At 58.0% G+C, this 19,100-nt stretch carries 16 protein-coding genes and 1 tRNA gene; 9 read left to right on the top strand and 8 right to left on the bottom strand.

Annotation, left to right across the window (positions count from 1 at the left end):
* Positions 1-12: 12 nt before the first annotated feature.
* Both mnmE and EV680_RS01805 read right to left on the bottom strand, forming a co-directional pair.
* Positions 13-1,380, bottom strand: coding sequence for a tRNA uridine-5-carboxymethylaminomethyl(34) synthesis GTPase MnmE (mnmE, locus tag EV680_RS01810; RefSeq protein WP_132952610.1), 1,368 nt, complete (start codon positions 1,378-1,380; stop codon positions 13-15).
* Between the two features lie 409 nt (positions 1,381-1,789).
* Positions 1,790-2,389, bottom strand: a complete 600-nt coding sequence (locus tag EV680_RS01805) for a DNA glycosylase (protein WP_132952608.1) — start codon at positions 2,387-2,389, stop codon at positions 1,790-1,792.
* A 182-nt stretch (positions 2,390-2,571) separates the two neighbouring features.
* Here EV680_RS01805 and EV680_RS01800 point away from each other — a divergent pair, with 182 nt between their 5' ends.
* Both EV680_RS01800 and EV680_RS01795 read left to right on the top strand, forming a co-directional pair.
* Positions 2,572-3,615: a LacI family DNA-binding transcriptional regulator gene (locus tag EV680_RS01800; RefSeq protein ID WP_132952606.1), complete on the top strand. Its 1,044-nt coding sequence runs from the start codon at positions 2,572-2,574 to the stop codon at positions 3,613-3,615.
* A gap of 78 nt (positions 3,616-3,693) precedes the next feature.
* Positions 3,694-5,007, top strand: coding sequence for an MFS transporter (locus tag EV680_RS01795; protein ID WP_132952604.1), 1,314 nt, complete (start codon positions 3,694-3,696; stop codon positions 5,005-5,007).
* Between the two features lie 242 nt (positions 5,008-5,249).
* Here the strand turns inward: EV680_RS01795 and pncC are convergent, their stop codons facing one another.
* Both pncC and EV680_RS01785 read right to left on the bottom strand, forming a co-directional pair.
* Positions 5,250-5,732, bottom strand: coding sequence for a nicotinamide-nucleotide amidase (gene pncC / locus EV680_RS01790; protein ID WP_132952602.1), 483 nt, complete (start codon positions 5,730-5,732; stop codon positions 5,250-5,252).
* A gap of 70 nt (positions 5,733-5,802) precedes the next feature.
* Positions 5,803-7,986 (bottom strand): UvrD-helicase domain-containing protein, encoded by a 2,184-nt coding sequence (locus EV680_RS01785; protein WP_132952600.1) that lies wholly within the window; start codon positions 7,984-7,986, stop codon positions 5,803-5,805.
* A gap of 95 nt (positions 7,987-8,081) precedes the next feature.
* On the opposite strand from EV680_RS01785, the gene EV680_RS01780 reads away from it, so the two are divergent.
* The 4 genes from EV680_RS01780 to EV680_RS01765 all read left to right on the top strand — a co-directional run bounded on the left by EV680_RS01780 (position 8,082) and on the right by EV680_RS01765 (position 12,874).
* Positions 8,082-8,306 (top strand): hypothetical protein, encoded by a 225-nt coding sequence (locus tag EV680_RS01780; protein ID WP_132952598.1) that lies wholly within the window; start codon positions 8,082-8,084, stop codon positions 8,304-8,306.
* Between the two features lie 40 nt (positions 8,307-8,346).
* On the top strand, positions 8,347-9,816 hold the full coding sequence (locus EV680_RS01775; protein ID WP_243650319.1) for a DASS family sodium-coupled anion symporter: 1,470 nt from the start codon (positions 8,347-8,349) through the stop codon (positions 9,814-9,816).
* Between the two features lie 448 nt (positions 9,817-10,264).
* Positions 10,265-11,803, top strand: a complete 1,539-nt coding sequence (locus EV680_RS01770) for an ABC transporter permease (protein WP_132952596.1) — start codon at positions 10,265-10,267, stop codon at positions 11,801-11,803.
* A gap of 108 nt (positions 11,804-11,911) precedes the next feature.
* A complete protein-coding gene (locus tag EV680_RS01765) occupies positions 11,912-12,874 on the top strand; it encodes an ABC transporter ATP-binding protein (protein WP_132952594.1) in 963 nt (320 codons plus the stop codon).
* A gap of 279 nt (positions 12,875-13,153) precedes the next feature.
* On the opposite strand, the gene alr is transcribed toward EV680_RS01765, so the two are convergent.
* A complete protein-coding gene (gene alr, locus EV680_RS01760; protein WP_132952592.1) occupies positions 13,154-14,386 on the bottom strand; it encodes an alanine racemase in 1,233 nt (410 codons plus the stop codon).
* Between the two features lie 325 nt (positions 14,387-14,711).
* Here alr and EV680_RS01755 point away from each other — a divergent pair, with 325 nt between their 5' ends.
* Complete coding sequence (locus EV680_RS01755; protein ID WP_132952590.1) at positions 14,712-15,977, top strand: NRAMP family divalent metal transporter; 1,266 nt, start codon at positions 14,712-14,714, stop codon at positions 15,975-15,977.
* A 62-nt stretch (positions 15,978-16,039) separates the two neighbouring features.
* Here EV680_RS01755 and EV680_RS11895 read toward each other — a convergent pair whose 3' ends face one another.
* Positions 16,040-16,180 (bottom strand): hypothetical protein, encoded by a 141-nt coding sequence (locus tag EV680_RS11895; RefSeq protein WP_165870887.1) that lies wholly within the window; start codon positions 16,178-16,180, stop codon positions 16,040-16,042.
* On the opposite strand from EV680_RS11895, the gene EV680_RS01750 reads away from it, so the two are divergent.
* Positions 16,157-16,230 (top strand) — tRNA-Gly (locus tag EV680_RS01750). The genes EV680_RS11895 and EV680_RS01750 overlap by 24 nt on opposite strands.
* 56 nt (positions 16,231-16,286) lie before the next feature.
* Positions 16,287-16,850: an L-threonylcarbamoyladenylate synthase gene (locus EV680_RS01745; RefSeq protein WP_132952588.1), complete on the top strand. Its 564-nt coding sequence runs from the start codon at positions 16,287-16,289 to the stop codon at positions 16,848-16,850.
* 19 nt (positions 16,851-16,869) lie between these two features.
* On the opposite strand, the gene rsgA is transcribed toward EV680_RS01745, so the two are convergent.
* Together rsgA and EV680_RS01735 are read right to left on the bottom strand one after the other, a co-directional pair.
* A complete protein-coding gene (gene rsgA, locus EV680_RS01740) occupies positions 16,870-17,736 on the bottom strand; it encodes a ribosome small subunit-dependent GTPase A (RefSeq protein WP_132952586.1) in 867 nt (288 codons plus the stop codon).
* Positions 17,737-17,796: 60 nt separating this feature from the next.
* Positions 17,797-19,044 carry a M48 family metallopeptidase gene (locus tag EV680_RS01735; RefSeq protein ID WP_132952584.1) on the bottom strand — a complete coding sequence of 416 codons (1,248 nt, stop codon included), beginning with the start codon at positions 19,042-19,044 and terminating at the stop codon, positions 17,797-17,799.
* Positions 19,045-19,100: the final 56 nt, after the last annotated feature.

Below are 19,100 nucleotides of genomic sequence, written 5' to 3'. Positions count from 1 at the left end.
AGACGGCCTTGCTTATTTACCGATGCAAAAGCGCGAGAAAATCACGCCCAGCAGATCATCGGCGCTAAATTCGCCGGTGATTTCGCTGCAAGAAAGCTGCGCTAGGCGCAGGTGTTCGGCCAGCAATTCGATTTGGGTGTTGCTGCACAGGGCGGCGTTTTCCAGCTCGACTTGGGCGCTGTGCAGGGCGTTGAGGTGGCGGCTGCGGGCGAGAAACAGGCTTTCGCTCTCGCCCTGCCAGCCGATTTCGGCCAGCAACGCCTGCTTGAGCAAATCAAGCCCTTGATGCTGCTTGGCTGATAATTTAATCAGCGTGTCGGCGCCGCTGGCGGTTTGGATGCCGTCTGAAAGCATTGCGGCCGCTTCGCCGCTGAGGTCGATTTTGTTGTGGATTTCGATTTTTTTCAGCCCCGCCGGCAGGCTTTGTAAAATGGCGCGGGTTTTGGCGTTGATGCCTTCGCGCGGGTCGATCAGAATCAGCGCCACATCGGCTTCTTGCACGGCTTTGTGGCTGCGCTCGATGCCGATTTTTTCCACCACATCATCGGTGTCGCGCAGGCCGGCGGTGTCGATAATGTGCACGGGCACGCCGTCGAGCGTGATTTGTTCGCGCACGGTGTCGCGGGTGGTGCCGGCAATGTCGGTAACGATGGCGATGTCGTCGCCGGCCAGCGCGTTGAGCAGGCTGGATTTGCCCACATTGGGCGCGCCCACCAGCACCACATTCATCCCTTCGCGCAAAATCGCGCCCTGCTCGGCGCTGGCGAGCACGCTGTGCAATTGCGTTTGCAGGGCTTTGAGCTTGCCTTTGGCATCGGCCGCTTCGAGAAAATCGATGTCTTCTTCGGGAAAATCGAGCGTGGCTTCCACCAGCATGCGCAAGGTAATCAACTCATCAACCAAGGCGTGAATGTGCTGGGAAAACGCGCCTTTGAGCGAGCGCAGCGCCATGCGGGCGGCCGATTGGCTCGAGGCATCAATCAAATCGGCCACGCTCTCGGCCTGCGCCAAATCGAGCTTGTTGTTGAGAAAAGCGCGTTTGGTGAATTCGCCGGGCTCGGCCGCGCGCGCGCCCAATTCGAGGCAGCGTGCCAGCAGCATCTGCATCACCACCGGGCCGCCGTGGCCTTGCAGCTCGATGACGTCTTCGCCGGTGAAGCTCGCGGGCGCGGCAAAATAAAGCAGCAGGCCGTTGTCGATCGGCAGGCCGTGGGCATCGGAAAAATCGGTGTAGAGCGCGGTGCGCGGCACGGGCGTTTTGCCGCCGGCGAGGGTTTGCGCCAAGGGCAGCAAATGTGTGCCGGACAAACGAATCACGCCGACACCGCCGCGCCCGGGGGCGGTGGCAATGGCGGCAATGGTGGGGGCGGGGGCAGACATGGGGCTTTTCCGTGTAAACAATGCGGCATTATATAACAAGGCCGTCTGAAAAAGCGGTGCGGGTCGGAATGGCTGTGGGGATTTGAACTTAAAGCAAACAGGCCGTCTGAAAAGCGGTAGGTCGGATTCTCGAATCCGACATTTGGCCGTGAAGGCCAAAATATAGTGGAGTGCATAAAAAAGTGACACAACGGGTAGGTTGGGTTGAAAACCCAACAAGCCCACAGGCCGTCTGAAACGTTGGGTTTATCAACCCAACCTACACAGCTTAAAGCAAACAGGCCGTCTGAAAAGCAGCGGTAGGTCCGATTCTCGAATCCGACATTTGGCTATTGCGGCTTGAATTGAGAGATGCTATCTACGCGTTGCTATAACAAGGCCGTCTGAAAGGGTTTCAGACGGCCTGGCTTCAACTCAAGGGCAACACCCCCGAGCGCTCGAAAAACGCCCGATAAGCCGCCGCCTTGGCCGCCAGCGCCAGCGGATAAGCACGCGAGCTGGAGGGCAGGCGGCAGAGCTGCAAATGGCGGCCGTGATAATCAAAAGCCACGGCCTGATTGAGCGGCGGCATGGGCGGCGCGGGCTCGAGCAGGCTCAGCAGCGTTTCGGTGGCCTTGCCGCCGGTGGTAAACAGCCAGCGGCAATCGGGCAGCTGCGCCAGCACCGCGCCCAAATCCACCGGCTCGACAATGCGCAGAAATTTATCCGACGCATTGCCGCGTTCGCGCACGGCACGCCGCACGGTGGGGCATAAGGCAATATTGTGCGCCATCAGAAAATCGCGGATTTTTCCGGCATCAAAACGTTTTTCGCCGGCCACTTGGAAATGGCCGGCATCATTGAAAAACACCAGCCCGTAAATGCGCCACATATCGTTTTGGAAATTGGGGTAGTGAAACGCCATGCAGCGCTTGGCCGCAGCGGGCGGGAAAGTGCCCATCATCATCACGCGGGCGCGCGGCGGCAGCACCGGGGCGAAAGGGTGGGTTTCAATCGGAAAATCATTCATGGCATCAGCGGCCGTCTGAAACTGTATTTTTCAGACGGCCTTTCCAAAATAAAGTGAACAAACCGTATCTTACCTGCTTTTTGATGTAGCGCAAAAGAAAGACGGTTTTCATAATTTACTTGAATGACACCGATGTCAAACAATGATACGCTTGCGCCATCTTTTCATGCAAAGGCAAAGCCATGGCCACTATTTATGATGTTGCACAGCTTGCAGGCGTGTCACCCAAAACCGTCAGCCGCGTGCTCAACCGCGATGCCGCCGTGCGCGACAATACCCGCACAGCGGTGGAAAAAGCCATGGCTGAGCTTGGCTATATTCCTTCATCGGCAGCGCGCTCGATGCGCTCCAACCGCTCGGGGCTGATCGGCCTGATCACCGGCGCGATTTCGCGTGCGGGCGACACCTCCGTGCCCACTGGCCTGCCGGATATGTTTTTGATTCAGGGCGCGCAAAAAGTGATGGCCGCCGCCGGCAAAACCTTGATGATTGCCGACACCGGCGGCGATGCGGCGCGCGTTGAGCCCTTGATGCGCACTTTTATGCAGCACCGCGCCGAGGGCATGATTTATGTGGCCGCTTTTCATCAACGAGTGAGCCTGCCCGCGCCGCCGGCGCATTGCCCCTGGGTGTTGGCCAACTGCTTTGATGAAGCGGGCACGCCGGCGGTGGTGCCCGACGATGCCCACGGCCAAGCGCAGCTGGTGGCGCGGCTGATTGCCGCCGGCCATCGCCGCATCGCTTATCTGACGCTGCCGCCCGATGTGCCGGCCACCGCTTTGCGCGTGGGCGGCTATCGCGATGCGCTTGCGGCAGCGGGCATCATGTATGACGAAGCTTTGGTGGCGGCGGGCTATCCCGACCATCGCAACCGCAGCGAAGATTTATACGCCGCCATTGAAAAGCTGCTGATGCTGGCCGAGCCGCCCACGGTGCTTTGCTGCGGCAACGATGAAATGGCGCTGCGGGTTTACGGCATGTTGCGCAGCCGCGGCCTGCGGGTGCCGGAAGATATTTCCGTGGCCGGCTACGACGATCACCGTGCCATCGCCGAAACGCTTTATCCGCCGCTCACCAGCGCCGAGCTGCCTTATGTGCAGATGGGCACTCAGGCCGCCGTGCTGCTGCTCGAGCTGATCGAGCGCGGCCAAGCCGCCGGCAGCAATCCGCGCAAAGTACAGGGCGCTTTGGCGTGGCGCGATTCGGTTACGCAGCAGGCGCAATAGGATGGGTTTGTATTTCATTTTCAACAAAAATCCATTCCCAACACGGCATTCAAAACAAAGAACAATCAGGAGCTTTACATGAAAATCGACCCTCGCATCGCGATGACGCTGCGGCAGATTATGCTGATGAACTTTGGTTTTTTCGGCATTCAATACAGCTTCGGCCTGCAGCAAACCGCCATCACGCCGGTGTTCAGCTTTCTCAATGCCGACCCCGGCTCCATTCCGCTTTTACACATGGCAGGCCCCGTTACCGGCCTGATTGTGCAGCCGATTATCGGCGCTTTGAGCGACCGCACCTGGGTAAACGGCCTCGGGCGGCGGCGGCCTTATTTTTTAATCGGCGCCATCGGTTGCAGCCTGTGCCTGTTTCTCTACCCGCACGTTACCGCCTTGTGGATGGCCGTGCTGCTGCTGTGGATGCTCGACATCAGCAACAACACCGCCATGGAGCCTTACCGCGCCTTTATCGCCGACACCTTGCCCGAGCGCCAGCAGCCCACCGGCTTTCTGATGCAGAGCGTGTTTACCGGGCTGGGCATCACGCTGGCCAATGTGTCGCTTTATGTGTTTCAGCAATTTATCGGCGGCACCACTGAGTCGGGCATTCCTTATTGGGTGTTCGGCTCGTTTTATGTGGGCGCGGTCTGCTCCATCGGCTCGATTCTGATTTCGGTGTTTTCCACCCGCGAACACCGCCCCAGCGATGAAGAGCTGGCCGCCATGCGCGCGCAGCCGCGCGGCCTGGTTCCCGCCGTGAAAGACATCATCAGCGCCATCAAAGATATGCCCAAACCCTTGTGGCAGCTGGCTTTGGTGTATCTTTTCCAATGGTATGCCATGTTTATTTACTGGCAATACGTCACCCACAGCATCGCCAAATCGGTGTGGGGCGCCACGCCCGACAATAAAGCCGTGTATGAGCAGGCCGTGGGCTGGACCGGCTTGGTAAACGGCTGGTACAACATCGTGACCTTTATTTCCGCTTTCGGCCTGATGTGGCTGGCGCGCCGCTATTCGGCCAAGCAAGTGCACGCTTTTGCGCTCTCGCTGGCCGCCGCGGCTTTGTTAATCTTTCCGCACATCGGCAACAAATACCTGTTGTTTGTGCCGATGATAGGCTTCGGCATCGCCTGGGCCAGCATTATGGGCGTGCCGTTTCTGATTGCCGTGGCCGAAATTCCGAAAGCGCGCTATGGCGTGTATATGGGCATTATCAATATGATGATTGTGGTGCCTATGCTGATCGAAACCCTTACCTTCGGCTGGATTTACCGCACCTTTCTCGGCACCAACCCCACCCACGCCATTACCTTCGCCGGCCTGCTGATGGTGTGCGCCGCGCTGGCCACCTTGCGCATCCGCACCAAGCAAACCGCGCTGGGCACTTAACTGATATTGATGTGCAAATAAAGTGCACAGATAGTGGAATAAATGAAAAACTGATACAAGCCGTATGCAGCCAACCATACACACAAAAGCCGTTTAAAACGCGTGCGTGGCTGCGCCACACACCCTACACACGGTTTGAGATTTCTTGTTTTTGTATCCATTTTTTTGATTTCACTATATTTTGCAGAAAAGGCCGTCTGAAACGCTTTCAGACGGCCTTTTCAAGCAAGCGGGCACGCGCGTTAAGCCGCCGCACTTTCCTGCACTTTTTCCAACAAAAACGCCAACGCAAACTGCACAGCCTGTGCGCGCACTTCGCTGCGGCTGCCGCCAAAATGCGCCTGTCGCGCCCAAATATGCTGCTTGTCGGCCAAGCCGAACCACACCGTGCCCACCGGTTTTTCTTCGCTGCCGCCGCCGGGGCCGGCAATGCCGGAAATGCTGAGCGCGTAATCGGCTTTGGCGGCCAGAAGCGCGCCGATGGCCATTTCGCGCACCACTTCTTCGCTCACCGCGCCGTAAAAAGCCAGTGTGGCTTCGTGCACGCCCAGCAGTTGCGCTTTGGCGGCATTGCTGTAGGTGACAAAGCCCATGTCAAACCAGGCCGAGCTGCCGCTGGTGCGGGTGAACTCGGCCGCGAGCAGGCCGCCGGTGCACGATTCGGCGCAGGTAACGGTGCGGGCGTGTTGCAGCAGATATTCGGTGAGGGTGTCGAGCGTGTTCATATTGATTCTTTAAAATTCCATCAAATGGTTTCAGACGGCATGTTGGATAGGTTTCGCGGCCAACAAGGTTTCAGACGGCCTCTAATTTCGCAAAAGCCGTGTCCAATTCTTTAATGCCGGCTTTGCCGAAATTAATCGTGAGCCGCGCCGACTCGCCTTTGTTTACCGCTTCGATAATCACGCCGGTGCCGAATTTGGCGTGGCGCACGTTTTGACCGATGCGGAAACCCGCATAGTCTTGCGGCAAATCATAGCTTTCCACCACGCGGTTTTTGATTTTCGGCGCGTCGGCAAAGCTGTTGAAAGGCTTGATTCGGGCAGAGAGGCGGTGCAGCACGGCTTCGGGAATTTCATCCACAAAGCGCGACACAATGCCGAAATGGGTTTGGCCGTGCAGCAGGCGTTGCTGCGCCATGCTGATATAGAGGCGGCGGCGCGCGCGGGTGATGGCCACATACATCAGGCGGCGCTCTTCTTCGAGGCCGTCGCGCTCGGCCAGGCTGTATTCGCTGGGAAACAGGCCTTCTTCCATGCCGCTGAGAAACACGGCATCGAATTCGAGCCCTTTGGCGGCGTGCACCGTCATCAGTTGCAGCGCATCATCGCCTTCGCCGGCCTGATTCTCACCCGATTCGAGCGCGGCGCTGCTTAAAAAAGCCAAGATGGGAAACAGCGGATTATCGGCCGCGCCCTCGGGCAGGGTTTCGAAGTTGCTCTCTTCGGGCTTGAAGGCCACGGCGGCATTCACCAATTCGTCTAAGTTGTCCAAGCGGTCTTGATGCTCGCCTTTTTGGGTTTGGTAATATTCCACCAAGCCGCTGTCGCGGGTGACGGCCAGCATCATCTCCTGCAAAGACGACACCGCCGCCAGCGTGCCCAAGCCTTCAATCAGGCGCACGAAAGCAGCCACCTTGGCGGCTTTGGCGCCCATGCCGCAAGCGGCCTGCCACAGCGAGATGCCTTGCTCGGCGGCGGCTGCTTGAACATTTTCAATCGTGCGCGTGCCGATGCCGCGCGTGGGCATATTGATTACGCGCAGCAAGGCATTGTCGTCGTCGGGGTTCACCGCCAAGCGCAGATAGGCGAGTGCATGTTTGATTTCCTGGCGCTCGTAAAAGCGCAGGCCGCCGTAGATTTTATAGGGCAGGCCGGCGCGGAAAAGCGCTTGCTCGAGCACGCGCGATTGGGCGTTGCTGCGGTAGAGCACGGCCATTTGGCTCAAGGCCGTGCCTTCGCGTTGCAGCGCCTTGGCTTCATCGATAATAAACTGCGCTTCTTCAAAATCGGTGGGCGCGGCGATAAAGCGGATTTTGTCGCCCTCGGCCGCATCGGTGCGCAGGTTTTTGCCCAAGCGCTCGGCGTTGTGCTCAATCACGGCATTGGCAGCGAGCAGAATATTGCCCACGGAGCGGTAGTTTTGCTCGAGCTTGATGGGCGCTTCAATATCGAATTCGCGCATCAGCGCGGCCATATTGCCCACATGCGCGCCGCGAAAGCGATAGATGCTCTGGTCGTCATCGCCCACGGCAAACACGGCCGCGCCATCGCCCGCCATCAGCTTGAGCCAGGCATATTGCAGTTTGTTGGTGTCTTGAAACTCATCCACCAAAATATGATTGAAGCGCTGCTGGTAATGGCGGCGCAAAATTTCGTTGGCCTGCAGCACTTCATAGCTGCGCAGCATCAATTCGGCAAAATCCACCACGCCTTCTCGGTTGCAGATTTTGTCGTATTCGGCATAGCACTCAATCAGGCGCGTGGTGTGCGGGTCGGCCGCTTGCAGCGCGCCTGCGCGCAGGCCGCTTTCTTTTTGCGCATTGATAAAGCCTTGCAGGCTGCGCGGGGCGATGATTTCTTCGGCAATATTGAGCGCCTTGAGCATGCGCTTGATGAGCGCGAGCTGGTCGCCGCTGTCGAGAATCTGAAAAGCGGAAGGCAGGCCGGCATCTTTGTGGTGCATGCGCAAAAAGCGGTGGCAAAGCCCGTGAAACGTGCCGAGCCACATGCTGCGCACGTTTATCGGAATCATGGCCGAGAGCCGCGTTTGCATTTCTTTGGCGGCTTTATTGGTAAACGTTACCGCCATAATGCTGTGCACACTTGCTTGGCCGCTTTGCAGCAACCAGGCGATGCGGGTGGTGAGCACGCGGGTTTTGCCGCTGCCCGCACCGGCGAGCACCAGCGCCGATTGCGGCGGCCAAGTCACGGCGGCGAGCTGTTCGGGGTTAAGCCCCGAGAGTAGGGTGGTATTCATGGGCGCTATTGTAGCGTTTTTTAGCACAGTACAATGGCTTTTCAGACGGCCTTTGCAGAAGCCGGGGCGATAATCGGCAAATCAAAGCAATGGGTTTGATGGTGCTCAAGTGCGGCAAACAATCAAAAGTTTCAATTAAAATGACATTTTTAATTGCACGATTTAAACAAAACATCGGCTCCTATTCAATGCTCAACGCCGCAACAGGCCGTCTGAACGTTTTGCTTTCAGACGGCCTGTTGCTTTATGTAGTTTTTACTACTTTCTTTGCGGATAATCAGATAAATCCCCTTCTATTCGGTGCTAAGATGTGGCCTTAATTTATTAACAAACTCTTCTCATACACATAAGGAGCAAGTCATGGAAAGCAAGATCGGCTTCAAGCCGGTGCCTGCCGCCATTGCGGTGGGGTTGGCGCTGATTATCTGGTTTATCATTCCCGTGCCCGACGGGGTTACGCCGCAGGCTTGGCATTTGCTGGCGATGTTTGTGGGCGTGATTGCGGCGATTATCGGCAAGGCCATGCCCATCGGCGCGATTGCGATGATTGCGATTATGCTGGTGGCGCTCACCGGCGTGACCAGCGACAAGCCTGCCGACGCGGTGAAAGATGCGCTGAGCAGCTTTTCCAGCCCGCTGATTTGGCTTATCGGCGTGGCGATTATGATTTCGCGCGGCATTTTGAAAACGGGGCTGGGCGCGCGCATCGGCTATCTTTTTATCGCGGTGTGGGGCAAGAAAACCATCGGCATCGGCTATAGCCTGGCGCTGTCCGAATTGCTGCTGGCGCCGGTAACGCCGAGCAACACGGCGCGCGGCGGCGGCATTATCCACCCGGTGATGAAGGCGATTGCCTCGAGCTATGATTCCGACCCCGAAAAAGGCACGCAGGGGCGCATCGGCAAATATTTGGCGCTCGTGAATTACCACGGCAACCCGATTACCTCGGCGATGTTTATCACCGCCACCGCGCCCAACCCGCTGGTGGTGGATATTATTGCCAAAGCCACCAACAGCGATATTCATTTGAGCTGGGGCACTTGGGCCTTGGCCATGCTTTTGCCCGGCCTCGTGGCCATGCTGGTGATGCCTTTGGTGATTTATGCCGTTTATCCGCCCGAAATCAAGGAAACACCGAATGCGGCGCAATTTGCCAAAGAGCGCCTGCATGAAATGGGGCCGATGAACCGAGGCGAAAAAATCATGCTCGGCATTTTCTTTATTTTGCTGATGCTGTGGGCGGGCATTCCGGCGATGATTATGGGCGACGCGTGGAAAGTAGACGCCACCACCACCGCGCTTATCGGCTTGAGCCTGCTGCTGCTCACCGGCGTGCTTTCTTGGGATGATATTTTGAAAGAGAAAAGCGCGTGGGACACCATCACCTGGTTTGCCGCCTTGGTGATGATGGCCACGTTCCTCAACAAGCTCGGCCTGATCACTTGGTTTTCAGGCATGCTCGAAAGCGGCATCGGCCATTTGGGCTTGGGCTGGATGGGCGCATCGGCCTTGCTGCTCTTGGCTTATATGTATGCGCATTATATGTTTGCCAGCACCACCGCCCACATCACCGCCATGCTCGGCGCCTTTTATGTGGCCGGCATTTCGCTGGGCGCGCCGCCGATGCTGTTTGCGCTGATGATGGCCGCCGCATCAAGCATTATGATGACGCTCACCCACTACGCCACCGGCACTTCGCCCGTGATTTTCGGCTCGGGCTACACCACTTTGGCCGAATGGTGGAAAATGGGCTTTATCATGAGCGTGGTCAACCTGATTATCTTCGTGGTAATCGGCGGCATGTGGTGGAAGGTGTTGGGCTTTTGGTAAGCCGGGCGCCGCATCATATTAATATTCGATAAAAGCCCGAAGGCCGTCTGAAAGCGTTCAGACGGCCTTCGGGCTTTTATAACCATTCAAAAAAACAAGTTATACCCATTCAAAAAAGTAAGCTAACAAGGCGGCGAGCCTGCGACAGTACACCTATAGATACGCAATTAATTATTGAATATTCACATCCTCTTACCCGCAGCAGAAACCTGTTCCCTCTCCCGTGGGAGAGGGCAACAAGCCAAAGGCTTGTTTGCCGGCATCTGAAAATGTTCAACATTTAATTGCCGAATCAATAGGTTATTTTTTGGATTAGTATTAACAAGATAGCGCGCCCATGCAGCCGGGTTGCTTGATAATGTTTTATGATGCATGGTTTCAGGCCGTCTGAAAAAAAGCGGCATTTTTCCGTTACAATCAACCCACCCCCATTGAGCCGATTTGCGCCATGACCCTGCCCCGCCTGCCCGCCACTTTGCTGCTCTCGCTGCTGCCGCTCGGCTTTCTTGCCGTGATGGTGGTGGCGCCCTTGTTTGCGCTGGCGCGTTACGATGATGCGCCCTCGGCGTGGGCGTTGCTTGCCGATGATTATATGCAGTGGCGGCTGTTGTGGACGCTGTTGCAGGCGCTTATCACTTGTGTGCTGGTGCTGCTCTCAGGCGTGCCGGTGGCGTGGGCGCTGGCGCGTTTGGATTTTCGCGGCCGCCGCTTGGTGTTGCGGCTTTTGATGCTGCCTTTTGTGATGCCCACGCTGGTGGCGGGCATGGGCGTGCTGGCGCTGTTCGGGCCGCGCGGCGCGCTCTGGCCGGGCTGGCAGGACACGCCTTATCTGCTGCTTTACGGCAATGTGTTTTTCAATCTGCCGGTGTTGGTGCGCGCGGCTTATCAGGGCTTTTTGCAGGTGCCGGCCGGCCGCCTGCAAGCGGCGCAAACGCTGGGCGCGGGCGCGTGGCAGCGCTTTTTTCATGTGGAATGGCCGGTATTGCGGCCGTGGCTGGCCGGCGGCGCGTGTTTGGTGTTTCTTTACTGCTTCTCCGGCTTCGGGCTGGCACTCTTGCTCGGCGGCAGCCGCTATGCCACGGTGGAAGTGGAAATCTACCAATTAATCGCTTATGAATTGGATATGGCGCGCGCTTCGGTGTTGGTGTGGCTGGTGTTGGGCATCACCGCGCTCGCCGGCGGCCTTTATGCGCTTATCAGCCGCCGCAGCGCCGAGCGCAAAAGCTTGCGCCCGCCTCTGCCCGCGCCGGCGCAAGGATTCGGGCAAAAACTGCTGCTGGCTGCGGCCTTGCTGCTGCTTTTGCTTTGCTGCGTGTTGCCGCTTTTGGCGGTGGCGTGGCAGGCGGCGCTGGCCGGCGGCTCGTGGCGGGTGCTGCTTGAAGCCGACACTTTGCAGGCCGCGGGCAACACCTTGCGCTTCACTTTTTTGGCCATGCTGCTGGCGGTGGTGTTGGGCGTGAGCCATGCCGCGTTGGCGCGCCGCGCCGCTTGGGTGCGCGGCATCACGTTTCTGCCCTTTATGGTGTCGCCCGTGTGCGTGGCTTTCGGCGTGTTGCTGCTCTACCCGCAATGGACGGCTTCGCTGCCGCTTTTAATCGCCACTTATGCGCTTCTGGCTTATCCGTTTATCACCAAAGATGTGCTCGCCGCCTGGGATGCGCTGCCGGCCAATTATCAGGCTGCCGCGCGCAGCATGGGCGCTTCACCGTTTCAGACGGCCTGCCAAGTAACCGCGCCCTTGCTGCTGCCCGCGCTGCGGCGCGGCCTCACGCTGGCGGCCGCCACCTGCATCGGCGAATTTGCCGCCACGCTTTTTTTGTCGCGCCCCGAATGGCAAACGCTCACCACGTTGATTTACCGCTATTTGGGCACCGCCGGCGCCGACAACCACGACCGCGCCATGGTGATTACTTTGTTTCTGATGCTGCTCGCCTTGCTGGTGTTTGTGTTGCTGGATGCGGCGGAAAAGAAAAACGAGGCCGTCTGAAACGGTTTTTTGAATCGGTATCACAAGATAATGCTTTCAGACGGCCTTTCTTGATTGCAACAGGCTCTTGATTGCAACAGGCCGTCTGAACACACAACAGGAATCTTTATGCTCGCGCTCAAACACATCTGCAAAGCGTTTTCCGGCAAAACCGTGGCCGACAACATCAGCCTCAGCGTGGCCGACGGCAAGCTTTTGGCGGTGTTGGGGCCTTCGGGCTGCGGCAAATCTACTTTGCTCAACATCGCCGCCGGGCTCGTGGCCGCCGATAGCGGCGAAGTGTGGATAGGCGGCGAAAACCGCAGCCGCATGCCGCCTGAGCGGCGGCGCGTGGCGCTGATGTTTCAAGATTATGCTTTGTTGCCGCATCTGAATGTGTGGCAAAACGTGGCTTTCGGCCTGAAAATGCAGGGCGTGGGCAAACAAGAAGCGCGCCGCCGCGCCGAAGCGGCCTTGGCCGAAGTGGGGCTGGCCGCCGAACTTGGCCGCCGCATCGATGCGCTCTCCGGCGGCGAGCAGCAGCGCGTGGCGCTGGCGCGCGCTTTGGCGGTGCAGCCGCAACTGCTTTTGCTCGACGAGCCTTTCTCCAGCCTCGACACCGGCTTGCGCCGCCAATTGCGCGAGCAGACGCTGGCGCAAATCCGCCGCCAACACATCCCCGCTGTGCTGGTCACGCACGACCCGGAAGAAGCGTTGGCGCTGGCCGACCACCTCGCGCTGATGCAGGGCGGGCGCATTGTGCAATATGGCAGCGGCAGCGATATTCTTCAGCGCCCCGCCAATGCTTGGGTGGCGCGGCTGATGGGCGCAGACAATGTGTCAGCCGCGCGCTATATTCCGCAGCAGGCTTTGCAGTTTGGCCACCCGCAAGGCGAAAAATGCCGTATTTTGCAGCTGCTCGCCCTGCCCGAACATTGCCGCCTGCTGCTGCAACACCCGCACCACGGCGCTTTGGTGCTGCATTTGGGCTGGGAAACGGCCAAAGGGCTGGATTTGCACGAAGGCAGCGAATGGCCGCTGCGGGTGGATGAAGCGGCGGTGGTGCGTTTTGCCGAAAATAAGATGGTTTAGCACCCGCCCGCAGCATATAGTGGAATGCATAAAAAAGTGGCACAAAGGGCTTGTTGGGTTAACAAGCCGGCAAGCTCACAGGCCGTCTGAAACCTTAGGTTTCCAACCCAATCCACTCCGTTATTGTACGGGGTTTTGTATCCTTTTTCTTACATTCCGCAGGTGCAAACGCTGCGCTTTTTGTGGTGCAAAACCAAACAGGCCGTCTGAAACATCAAGGTTTCAGACGGCCTTTTGTTGAATGAAAAACGCATTCGCGGCTCTGCGGCTGCGCCCGCTTTACGGCATCGGCGGCTTGGCCAGCTTGGGGTTGGAATTGCCCCACACGGTGTATAAATCGGCCAGCAATGCGCCGTTGATGTCTTCGATTTCGCTCTGGCTGATTTCCGTGTTGCCTTGACGGCCAAACAGCACCGCTTCGTCACCGGCCTGAATATCGGGAAAATCGGTAACATCCACCATGGTGGTGTTCATTGAGGTTTTGCCCAGCACCGGCACTTTGTGGCCGCGTATCAGCACATGGCCTTTATTGGTAAACACGCGCCGGTAGCCGTCGGAATAGCCCACCGGCAGATTGGCCAGGCGCGAAGGGCGGCTGAGGGTGTAGGTGCGGTCGTAGCCCACGGTGCTGCCTTTGGGATAGGTGTTGATGCTGGCCACGCGTGATTTGAAGGCGAAGGTTTTGCGGTATTCGGTGCGCTCGGGAATGGAATCGCCATAAAGCAGACCGCCGGGGCGCACCATATCGAGGCGGGATTCGGGCACGGCCAAGGTGGCAAACGAATTGGCGGTGTGCAGGGTGATTTTGCTGCGGTCGAGGCGGGCGGCTTTAATCAACCAAGCGCTTTCCTGATTGAATGCGGCCAAGCCTTGGCGCACATCATCGGCATCTTCCACGGCAAAATGGGTCATGATGGCCACGGTTTGCAGGTGCGGCAGGCGGGTGATGGCCACAGCGGCGCGGCGGTTGGCACGGCTGCCCATATCGAGGCCGTTTCTATCCATGCCGCCGGAATTGAGCGCCAAATGAATGCGCACGGTTTTGCCGGCGGCGCGGGCAATTTCATCCACCCGCCGCGCCTGCTCGAGGTTGCCGATTAATTCTTCCATATCGTATTGCAGGCCGTCGCGGATTTCGGCATCGGTGGCGCTGCGCACACGCACCACTTTGCCGGCATAGCCGTGTTTGCGGATGATGCGCGCTTCTTCGTTGCTGGCAATGCCGATGCAGGGAATGCCGGTTTGCATCACCACAGGCATCAGCAAATCAATGCTGTTGCCATAAGCATCGGCTTTCATGATGGCGCAGATTTGCGATTTCCCGCCCAACTCGTTTTGCAGGGTGCGGATATTGTGTTCAAACGCCTGCGTGTCGATTTCCATCCACGCATTGCTGTTGGCGCGGCTCACGGCGGCATCGGCGGGTGTGCCCAAAATTGGCGCGGCCACGGTGGGCGCCGCGGCAAACAGCGCGGCAAGGCATAAGGCGAGCAGGGAATGTTGGCGGGGCATGGCGGGCTTTCTGATAAATGACAAAACCATAGCATACCCTAATGATTCGCCCGATTAAACGGGTGCGGCCGGCAAAAAAGCAATCCGGCGGCAGAAAATGCCGGTTACAACGGCCTACAAAAATAACATAATGCGGCACAAAAGCATTTATTTTGAAATTTTATTTTTATTATTGATAAGAGCAGAGCAATCATGCTCAAAATGCAAAATAAACCAACATATTCCGCTCTTTTAAGAAATGGCTGCAAATGCCTGTTCAGGCTAAGATAGCACCTTTTTACGCAGCCGCCGCCGTTTGGCGGCTCTATCGCTTATAAGGAAAACCATGCAAAACAATGTGCTATCGACAGAGTCGTCTACCTGGCGCAGCCGCTTGCGCGCGCTGGGGCCCGGTGTGTTGCTCGCCTCGGCCGCCGTGGGCGGCTCGCACCTGATTGCTTCCACCCAGGCCGGTGCACTTTACGGCTGGCAGCTGGCGGTGATTATTTTGCTGGTGAATGTGTTGAAATATCCGTTTTTCCGCTTCAGCACCCACTACACGCTCGACACCGGCAAAAGCCTGATTGAGGGCTATGCCGGCAAAAGCCGCGCTTATGTGTGGGTGTTTTTCTTGCTCACCGTGCCCTCGGCCACCATCAGCACCGGCGCGCTGGCGCTCATCAGCGCGGTGATTGTGAAAACGGCGCTGCCCGCGCTGCCTTTGTCGGTGAATGCATTATCAATAGGCGTGATGGCGGCCACGCTGGCTTTATTGCTGCTGGGGCATTACCGCGCGCTTGACCGCGTCACCAAGCTGATTATGATCAGCCTCACCGTGGCCACCGTGGCCGCAGCGGTGATTGCCGCCACACGCGGCCAGCAGATGCTGCCCGATTTTATCGAGTCCTCGCCGTGGAATATGGCTTCGCTGGGCTTTATCATCGCGCTGATGGGCTGGATGCCCGCGCCGATGGAAATCACCGCCATCAATTCGATGTGGGTTACGGTGAAGCAGAAAATCGCGCCGAGCAATTATAACGATGCCATGTTTGACTTCAACACAGGCTATGTGATGTCGGCGCTGCTGGCGCTGGTGTTTCTGGCGCTGGGGGCGCTGGTGCAATACGGCAACGGCGAAGCGGTGAAAATGGCCGGCGGCCAATACATCGGCCAGCTCATCGGCATGTATGCCGCCACCATCGGCGATTGGTCGCGCTTGTTGGTGGCCTTTATCGCTTTTGCCTGCATGTTCGGCACCACCCTCACCGTGGCCGACGGCTATGGCCGCATCAATGCCGAAGCGCTGCGCCTTTTGATGCGCCAAAAACAGCGCAGCAACCGCGCCGTGGGCATTTGGACTTGCTGGTCGGTGTTTTCCGGCTTGGCGGTGATTTTGTGGTTTAACAGCGCCTTGGGCGAAATGCTGCGCTTTGCCATGATTTCGGCTTTCCTCACCGCGCCGGTGTTTGCCTGGCTCAATTATTCGCTCGTGCGCAGCAGCCACCGCCATGCCGTTTCACCGGCGATGAATGCGCTGGCCATTGCCGGCTTGATTTATTTAATCGGCTTTGCGCTGGTGTTTGTGCTGGATTTGGGCGGCGTGTGGGCTTGATAGATGATGATAAGAGAGAGGCCGTCTGAAAGTTTTTCAGACGGCCTCTCTCTTTTTAATCTTCATTTGAAATGCAGCAGCATCTGGGCAGGCAGCATCATTTTGGCTGCAAAAGCCAAGCTGGTAGAATGGCCCGGAAACGCGTATAATCCGCCCACGTTGTGCTTCAGACGGCCTTTGCGGGTGTGATGTAGTGGTAGCATAACTGCTTCCCAAGCAGTTCGGACGGGTTCGAATCCCGCCACCCGCTCCAAATCCATTCAGATTTATCTTGTTTTCTGTATTATCTTCCGATTACCCTCCCCATTTATGAACCGCCCTCCTGCTCATTTTGCGCTTTACCGGCTGCGCGCCCATCTGCGTCGCGGCGGCATTGTGGCATATCCCACCGAATCGAGCTACGGCTTAGGCTGTTTGCCCACGCATCCGCGTGCCTTGCAAAAAGTAATCTGGCTCAAAAAAAGGCCGCAGGGCAAAGGGCTGATCAGCATCGCCGCCGATTGGCCGCAGCTCGCGCCATTGCTGCGGCCGCTGCCGGATGATGAGCGCACGCGGCTGCTGGGCAACTGGCCGGCCGCCAAAACTTACCTGCTCGATGCGCGCGCCCGCGTGCCGGCGGCGCTGCGCGGGCGCGGGCGCAGCAAGCTGGCAGTGCGCATTCCCGCTCATGAGGGCGCGCGCGCGTTGTGTCGCCGCATCGGTTCGGCGCTGGTGTCCACCTCGTGCAACCGCTCAGGCAAACGCGCCTGCCGCAGCGAACGCGAAGTGCGCCGCCAATTCGGCCGCGCAGTGCTTGTGATCGGCGGGCGCACCGGCGCGCGCAAAGCGCCGAGCCGGATTATCGATTGGGCAAGCGGGCAGGTGTTGCGCTGATAAAGGAGGCTCTGAAAATTCAGCGCATCAATTCATCGGTGATGCGCTGCAAAAAAGCCAGCCGCTCCGCACGCACGCTGCCCGCTTCGGCGGCCGCTTTTACGGCGCAACCGGGCTCGGCGCGGTGGCTGCAATTGTGAAAGCGGCAAAGCCCCGCCAAATGGCGTAGGTCGGGGAAATAAGCCAGCAAGCCGGCGGCATCGAGGTGATAAAGGCCGAATTCCTGCAAGCCGGGCGAATCGATCAGGCGGGTGTCGGCATTTAAGTCATACAATTGCGCGTGGGTGGTGGTGTGGCGGCCGGAATCGAGCGCAGTGGAAATGTCGCCCACGCGCGCAGCCTGATTACCCAAAAGGGCATTGGTGAGGGTGGATTTGCCCATGCCGCTTTGGCCGAGAAAAATATTGGTGTGCCCTTGCAGCACTGGCCTGAGCGCTTCGGCATTTTCCAGCGCGCTCACTTCGCACACGGGATAGCCCAAGGTTTCGTAAAAGCCCAGCTTTTCGCGCCATGAAGCGGTTTCGGGCAAATCGGCCTTGTTGAGCACGATAACCGCGCCTATGTCGGCCGCTTCTGCCGCCAGCAAAGCGCGCTGCAACAGCATTTCGCTGGGCGAGGGCACGGCGGCGAGCACAATTAGCAATTGCGTCACATTGGCGGCAATCAGCTTGGTTTTCCAGGCATCTTGCCGGTAAAGCAGGCTTTGGCGCGGCAGATAATCTTCAATCACCACTTGCTCATCGTTAATCGGTGCAATGCGCACATAATCGCCGCAGGCGAAATCAACGCGTTTTTTGCGGGTGGTGGCGTCAAACGTGCGCCCTTCGGCGGTGCGCACAATATAGCGGCGGCCATAGCTGGTGATGATTTGGGCGGTGTCGGTCATATGGTTAAGGCCGTCTGAAAGGATTGATTTTACAAGAAAGGCAGGCGCTGCGCCGATTTTTCAGACGGCCTTTTTCAAAGCCGCAATGCGCGCCTGTGCGCCCGGGTGCGAAGCGTAAAAGCGCTCATACCATTTATCGGCCACCAAGCTGGCGGCGTTGCTGCGGTAAAGCTTGGTGAGCGCGGCGGCCAAATCTTGTGCCGAAGCCGTTTCGGCGGCAAAGCGGTCGGCCTCGAATTCGTTTTTGCGCGACATCATGCTCAAAAGCGGCGAGAGCGGAAAAGCAAACACCGGCAACACCAGCATAAACAGCAACAAAGCCATGGCGTGGCTGGGATAATGCACACCCAGCCCCAAATAAAAAGCCGGGCTCTTCATCAGCAGATTGAGCACAAACAACACCGCCAAACCCAGCGCAAACGTGAGCGCCATCTGTTTGATGATGTGGCGGTGTTTGAAATGCCCCAATTCGTGCGCCAGCACCGCTTCCACCTCATCGGGCTGCATATCTTTGAGCAGCGTGTCGTAAAACACAATGCGTTTATTCGCACCCAAGCCCGTGAAATAAGCATTGCCGTGGCCGGAGCGCTTGCTGCCGTCCATCACAAAAATGCCCTTGCTCTGAAAGCCCGTGCGCGCGAGCAAATCTTCAATCTGCGCTTTCAGACGGCCTTCGGGCAGCGGCTCGAATTTGTTGAACAAAGGCGCAATCCATTTCGGAAACGCCCACAGCATTAAAAGCGAAAAGCCCAGCCACAAAGCCCACACCCACAGCCACCACCACGCGCCGCCGATGCCCATCAGATAAATCGCCGCATACAAAAGCGGCACGCCGATAAGCGCGCCCAGCAATAAGCCCTTGAGGCGGTCGCCGAAAAAAGTGGCTGCGCTGCTGCGGTTGAAGCCGAAGCGCGCTTCCAGCCGAAACGTGGCATATAAATCAAACGGCAGCGAGAGCAAACCGCTCACCAGTACAAACAACACCATCAACCACACGCCTTGCGTAATCAGGCCGTCTGAAAGCTTGGCGCTCAAAGCCGCCAGCAGATTCAGGCCGCCGCCCAGCGTAAACACCAGCAGCAGCAAAGCATCAAACCAAATGCGCCAGCGCGAAAGCCGCTGCTTGGCCAGCGTGTAATCGGCGGCGGTTTGGTGCTCGGACAGGCTCACCGCAGCGGCAAAATCGTGCGGCACTTCGGCGCGGTGGCGCAACAGCGCCCGGCTCTGCCGCAGCGAGAGCCAAAGCTGCAAAGCCGTGGAAAACACAAAGAAAAACAAAAATATCTGATAAACCGCCTGCGCACTCATCGCCTGATTCCTTCTCTATCAACAGCCGCCATTGTAGCGCAAAGCCCACAATCCCG

Origin of the sequence: Uruburuella suis (assembly GCF_004341385.1) — a bacterium.
In the GTDB taxonomy this organism is placed as follows: domain Bacteria; phylum Pseudomonadota; class Gammaproteobacteria; order Burkholderiales; family Neisseriaceae; genus Neisseria; species Neisseria suis.
Note: the sequence above shows the minus strand (reverse complement) of the source record. Positions and strands in the feature narration are given on the sequence as shown.